The 6,654-nt window shown below is 30.8% G+C and carries 4 protein-coding genes and 2 pseudogenes; 1 reads left to right on the top strand and 5 read right to left on the bottom strand.

Annotated features, from left to right (window positions below):
• A pseudogene (locus DMC01_RS11675) lies at positions 1-230 on the top strand (IS1595 family transposase); the annotation flags it as partial.
• On the opposite strand, the gene DMC01_RS11670 reads toward DMC01_RS11675, so the two are convergent.
• From DMC01_RS11670 to DMC01_RS13865, 5 genes and pseudogenes are all read right to left on the bottom strand, one after another.
• Positions 222-1,676: a hypothetical protein gene (locus DMC01_RS11670; RefSeq protein ID WP_142694378.1), complete on the bottom strand. Its 1,455-nt coding sequence runs from the start codon at positions 1,674-1,676 to the stop codon at positions 222-224. The pseudogene DMC01_RS11675 and the gene DMC01_RS11670 overlap by 9 nt on opposite strands.
• Before the next feature lie 19 nt (positions 1,677-1,695).
• Positions 1,696-5,025: a hypothetical protein gene (locus DMC01_RS11665; protein ID WP_142694377.1), complete on the bottom strand. Its 3,330-nt coding sequence runs from the start codon at positions 5,023-5,025 to the stop codon at positions 1,696-1,698.
• Positions 5,026-5,053: 28 nt separating this feature from the next.
• A complete protein-coding gene (locus tag DMC01_RS11660) occupies positions 5,054-5,299 on the bottom strand; it encodes a hypothetical protein (RefSeq protein WP_142694376.1) in 246 nt (81 codons plus the stop codon).
• A gap of 48 nt (positions 5,300-5,347) precedes the next feature.
• Positions 5,348-6,085: pseudogene (locus tag DMC01_RS11655) on the bottom strand (IS1595 family transposase).
• A 232-nt stretch (positions 6,086-6,317) separates the two neighbouring features.
• On the bottom strand, positions 6,318-6,654 hold a 337-nt coding region (locus tag DMC01_RS13865), incomplete at its 5' end, for a hypothetical protein (protein ID WP_185908914.1).

Raw genomic sequence — 6,654 nt, 5'->3', positions numbered from 1 at the left:
TAAAACACTCAAAAAATGAGTTTAGCTTAGCTAAGAATCACATAAATGCAATTGTGAACTTTTGGGGTTATGCTAAACATAGCTTAGCTAAATTTAAAGATATTAAAAAGGAAAATTTTATGCTTCATTTAAAGGAAACTGAATTTAGATATAATGCTAAAATACAACAACAAGATTTGTATAAAATTTTACTCAAAATGATAAGAGAAAATCCGCTTAAGTTAAATTGAGCCTTGTTTTAAATCCTCCACACCCCTTGTGAAATCAATTTCTAGATCAAGCACCTCTTTTGGAAAGATATAAGGACGAGCGGATGGGTAGCCGTATTGGAGATTTTCATAGATCTGATGTGTTATGTATCCTCTGTAACTATCAAATAACTTTGGAAGCCTCTTAAAGCCATTAATATCAGCCACAATGATTCTCCACATCATCAAGTAATATTCCTTTATGCTTTGCGGGGTTGAATCTTTATCCCTTACATCCTTCATTAAGCCGATTTTTTTGGCATAAGCTATACCTAAACTCCCCTTTCGTCCGCCATATACACAGCTTTGAGCAAATGAGCTTAGATCTATTAAGCTTTCAGGTGGGAATTTTTCATCAAAGTATGGATCAAGTTCGTTTATTAATCCTTTTTGCAAAGCAGTTTTTTTCTTGTAAGCCTCAAGTTGGGCTGCCTTTGTATAAGATCTTGGAAAGTCCCCCTCGCTTAAACGATAATTTTCAATAAGTGTATTGATTGCACCACCTCCAAGTGCGATATTGCAACGAACACAGGCGTGAAATGGGATAAGAGCATACATAAGAACCATAGGCACACCTGTGGGGCAGTAATTACTTGCCGCCATAGAAAAAGCCAATGGGCTTTGATATTTAATAGCAGCTGCTAGCCATAGCTCTGCAGAAATAAGTGAATATTTAGATTCTTCTCTTTGTGTTTCCTCATCTATTGCCTCCCATACGATAGATTCTAAAGCATAATTGTAGCATTCTAGGGCTTGCTCTCTCCCAAGATACAATAAGCCATTTTTATAAAGCTGATAATACATATAAGCATTTTCTGGGATTTTCTCATCAAGCAAGGCTTGTGTGATAGAGGAGCACTCTGCTATTTCATTGCCCGCATTTTTATGGTCCCTTAAATGCGAATTTTTAAAAAGTAATTTTGCTAACTCTACTCCTGCTTTAAGATAGCCTTCTTTATAGGATAGTCTTAGATTATTAAATATTTCTTCTTTAATCTTAAAATCTAAATTGCTAAAATCTAAATTCTTGTTTTGATTAAGTAAGCTTTGTGCTTTTTGATATACTCTTTTTGCACTATCGCTTATGCGTTCGCTATATTTATAAGGCTCATAATCCACTGTTACATAAGGAAAAAGAGAAGATTTTAGCTCGCTTTTTCGAACTATCATTTTGCGTTGTTCTTTATAGCTTAATTTTACAAAGCTTTCTTTTTCTTCATTGCTCCATTTAATGCCGTTGCCACTAGGATGCAACTTGTAGGATTTTAGGGTTTTTAGTATGAAGTTAAGTCTATATTCTTTTATGTGCTGTTGTTCGTCAGTGTTGGGTGGGATACTGGCTTGAAATCTTGCTTCTTTGGCTTCCATATCGCTATGAATTTTTTGCCAAAAAGGTATCTCTTCTCTTTCAAATATCGCACCTTTCAACTTAGCTCCTTAAATTTATCTAGTCTATTATATCAATGCTTGTTGGGATAAATTCCTCATCATAGATAAGAGTGCCGCAAAGTTGTTCTATTTTTAATTCTTCTTCGCAATCATCTTTATTGCCTTTGCTTTTAGCTTTTTGTGTATATATCGCATAATTCCACTCTGCAATGCGTTTGAGTTGAATCAAAAAATCGTGGTTAAATTTTATGCCATCTTTTGCTACACCTCCCTTTGTTTCAAAATTATCTATGCTATTATCAAGTTCTTTTGCCTTTTTTAGTTTGGTTTGAATAAATCTGCCATCTGTAAGATTTGCTAAATCGCATTCTCTGGGTTTAATGCAAACCTCATTTCTTAAATAATTTTCTAAGTGCTTATTTTCTCCCATTTTTAGATAAAACCACAGTTTCGCATAAGCTTCCTTTATAACAGTTCGTTTCTTGCCATCTAAGGCATCAAAATCTACATTAAAATTTATGAAATGTTTTAGGCTTTCTTTGATTGTTTGTATTGCATTTGTTTGATTTTCGTTAAATATAGCTAGGCTTGGTGTTTTTATGCAAAATCCACTATCCAAAGCAGCACCACCCAACAAAATCGCTCTCAAATCAGCACTCATAAGAGTCTGGGTAATTTCTATGGGAAAGGTTAAATACTTACTTCCTTGTTTGCAGGTGGCATAGGGTGTATTTTGATGACGGTTTAGTGCAAAAAGCAAGGCAACAATTTTTTGTTTCATAGCTTTGCTATTTTTTATTTGAGTTGGGAAAAGTTTATCTAAGATTGTATTTGCAATATATGTCATTATAGTGTTAATTGCGGATGATTGAACTATATGCTTAATGCTTGTGCTCCTATCTATCTTGTCATATAATTCCTTGACATAAGTACTACTTTGTTTATCTAAATTCTTTGCTAGATCTTGGGTAATTTGTTTGATAAGATCTATCTTAGCTTCATTGAAAAAATTTAAGGTAAATTCTACGTGATTGTATTTGTAAAATTTATCTTGCAATAGTGCAGATATACTGCTGTTTTTTATGTCTTTTTGTCCTAGATCTAAGAGCTCTTTTAATATGGATTCATCATAAGGATTGTTTTGTTCTATATCTATATTTATGGCACTAAGCGATAACAAACTTGCTTCATAGCCTAGTAAAAAATTATTTTTTGCTTCGTTCTTAGAATTTAAGATGTACTGAATGCTAATCCTGCAAAATTTAAATAGATTTTGTCTATCTAAAATGTTTAATATATCTTTATGCAGTGGCAAAAGTGGGCTTATATAGGATATTACTACTTGTTGATAAGTTTCTAAGGAGGTATTTAATAGGTATTTTTCAAGCTCTAAATAATTGATCTTTACGCTTAATATGTTAGCTAGCACATTGTCATTTTTATTAAAATACTTATCAAGCATTGCAAGACATAGGCTTTCTAGCTCATTAATATTATAAAATAAATTTGACGTTTTATTGGTTTTGATAAACTGTTCTTTAAAAAAATCTTGCAGCAAATCTTTTTGTTTTTTATATTCCTCATCTATTTCGCTTTTATAGTCTTTTAATTTTGTAATCTCATAATCATTAAAATGTGAAAGCAAATAAGAAAGATCTAATAGGAAATTCATTATTTCTTTAATGTCCTTTGTTTGAATTTTTTCAAGACTTTGTTCTTGCGTAAATAAAGCACATAATTCATAAACATAAGCACAAAATTCTTTTTCATTCATATTACAAATTTTTTTATCATCAAATATCAATGAATCATCTGCTATATGATATTTTTTTATTAGCTCATCAAGCTCTTTTATTTGTATTTTATATTGATTAAATATGTCAATAATTTTACAAGTAATATACCGTATAAAATCAGCTTTTTTAACCCTAAACATTGCAGATAAAAATAATATATTTTTCTTTATGTAATCATTGTTGAAACATTTATCTTTGATGTATTGTTGCATTTTATATTCTGGTAAGCCATTATGCAAACAATTTGTCAAAATAAGGGCTGTTTTATTACTACGCATTTTATCATTTTGTTTGCTTTGTGAAAAGCTTTGCAACAACATATCACTTGCCATTATGGAGCTAAAACTAGATGATTTTATGAATAAAAAGCTATCAAATTTTAATAATAAATTTTGCAAGTGATGAAATGCCGATGAGTTTGTGATATTATCATCCTTATCATAAATTTTAAGCAAATGCGAGGTGCAAAATGTAGAAAACTGTGTAACTGTTTTGCCTACAATTATCTTCTTAGAGGACTTGTTGTTTTCATCAAAAATATTCTTTAAATATGAATGAATATCTTCTTTCTTGCTATCTAGGCTGAATTTAGCCTTAAAGGTTTTATCTGCAAATGTTAAACTGCTATCTTGGCAAAACTCATATAAAAAAGCAGAACTAAATTTCGCATAATTTGGATATAAATGATAGGTAAAAATATTATTTTTTTGCGTTGTGATGAGATTTCCGGCTGCTAAATGTGAAAAATTTAAAAGGCTTAGTAAATGATAGTTTAATTTTTCATAAATGCTAAGTATTGCTCCATAAACCTCATAAGCAGCTTGTAGCTTTTGATTTTCTTTATATTTGTTTGAAATAAAATCATAAAGATCGTACAAAAGAAAAAACAGTGAAAGAGTTATGCCAACGGGTCCTAGTGGTACTCCTCTTAAAAGTGGAATAAGTGCTTTTGCTAATTTTGAAGTGGGATTATTTATTAGCACAAAGGCTATTAATGGGAAATGTGTCGTGGAAATAATTTTTGCACTTAATATAATTATGTCTTTACTGAACCGGCTTTGTAAATCTTGCTTTGCTTGTTTTATGGATTCATCTAAGGCAAGTTGCAACTCTTGTAATTTTTGATCTGCTTTTGTAAAAATTTGCGCAGTATTAGCAAAATTATAGTCATTTAATGAGTTAAAGATATGATCTTCTTTTGTCTTATATGAATTTAAAAGCTCTTTTATGTCCTTTAAGATCTTTTTAATATCTTTCGCATCTTTGTTTTCATCTTTAAATAAAGCAAACAGCTGTATCGCCTTTGTGCGCAAATTTAAGATCTTATTTTGACTAGATAAAAAATTTATTTGCGGATATAAATCTTTTTGATATGCCGTTTTATCTAAGGCATCAATTTTGATCTTTGAATTTTTTGTTATCTTATTTATATCGCATATTTGCAAGGCTAATCTTAAATCAGCTACTTGCATTTGCGTGATATGGCATAATTTATAAGCTAGATCTTCGTTTAAACATTCAAGATCTAGCTCTACGCTATAACCTATATGCTTTTGGGATATAAATTTAGAACTATTTTTTATTATGTTCATCGCTTAGCTTTATTGCCCTCATCATTTTCTATAATTTGCTCAAAAGTGCTATCAAGCAAATCCAAGATAATATAACCAGCTTTCCACATACAAAAATACCAAAGAATCCTAGCAAATAGCCTATATCAAAACAGATGTGGTAAAACAAAGCTATAATGCCAAGGGCTACCATAATGATAGTCATATATGTTTTGTTTATGGGCTTTGTTTTGTATTTACTCTTGCATTTAGGACATATTATTATGCTAAAGCCTCGTGCTTTATCCCTTATCATCCATCCAATCTCCATAAGAATTCTCAGTCAAAGTATTAAAAATATGGCTCAAGACAACTTAAGCGGATTTTCTCTTATCAACTTTAATAAATTTTGATGAGAATATTGCCTTAAAATTTTCGTCTTAATTTTGTTTCTTTTAAATGAAGTATAAAATTTCTGATTCCTTTAAACTTGCTTAATCTATGCAAAGCCTCAGAAATTCACAATTTAGTTTATGTGATTCTTAGCTAAGCTAAACTCATTTTTTTGAGTGCTTTACTCTATAACTTTGCTTTGCAAAGTGAGGGGCATAGCGTTGTAAAAAATCAACTAAACCATCATAAATAGCCAAGCACTAAAATTTCGTCTTGCTTATATCGCTTAAATCCCATATGTAATAGTTCACTAACAAGGCAAGCTTTTACAAGTTGAGTATAAACTTGTCCATTTCGCTTTAGCATACCTTCTCGCAGAGGGACAAGGGTCGTAACGAAGTAAAAACTTTTGCGACCAGCCCCACGTCCACATTTAGCTCGCACACCACCGAGATAACTCTCAGCTATTTCAATCTTGCATTTTTGAATTTTTTCACATTCTTTAAGGGCTAAAATTCTAATATTTTTGATTATTTTATTGATGCTTTGGCAAGAATTGTTGCTTAATTTTGCAATTTTTATGGCTTTAATATCAAGGCCTCACCAAAAGTTGCAAGGCGAAGCAAAAAAAAATACTGTACAATTCTTTAAATTTAGCCTCTGAAATTTTGAAACGATTGATATGCTTATTTTTCATCGCTGTAATCATAACTTAAAACTCCTTTATTTGAGTTTAAGTTGTCTTGAGCCTAAAATATTTACATTTTCTCAACATAGCTTACATTTGTTAAAGAGTGTCATTTTTCTCTTTTAATACAGTTAATTATCTTTGCAAAAATACCCAAACCTATCTTAAATTCAACTTATTTTCCAAAAAATATACACATTCTACCCAAACCCACCTTGAATTTTAGCTTATTTCCAAGTAATTTTCTACCCTCTCACCTCACAACCACTCTTAAGCTTTGCATACCACTAGGTGCTAATAAGATCTTGCCTTGTATATTTAACCTTACTTCCTTTTCCTTGCTCTCATCAATACCTCTTACATAATCTTTTTGTAAATCAATAAACCTTCCATAGCCATATTTTATCTCAGCCTTGTTTCGTTTTTCTTTAAGCATTTTAGCAATAAATTTTGGCATCTTTTTAGGGATGATTAGTATGTATTCATAAATGCTATAAGCCACTCTAATGCTAAAAATTCTATAAGTAAAATGTGCCTTATCATAAAGCTGAGTTAATGATTCTAGCATAGATTTTAAGGCATTATTTGCA

Origin of the sequence: Campylobacter troglodytis (assembly GCF_006864425.1) — a bacterium.
Classification (GTDB): Bacteria; Campylobacterota; Campylobacteria; order Campylobacterales; family Campylobacteraceae; genus Campylobacter_D; species Campylobacter_D troglodytis.
The sequence above is the reverse complement of the archived record's forward strand: the minus strand, read 5'-3'. Positions and strand labels throughout refer to the sequence as shown.

Coding starts and splice junctions, on each gene's coding strand:
- DMC01_RS11660 (WP_142694376.1), bottom strand. CDS start 5,299: ATGATAAGGGATAAAGCACGAGGCTTTAGCATAATAATATGTCCTAAA.
- DMC01_RS11665 (WP_142694377.1), bottom strand. CDS start 5,025: ATGAACATAATAAAAAATAGTTCTAAATTTATATCCCAAAAGCATATA.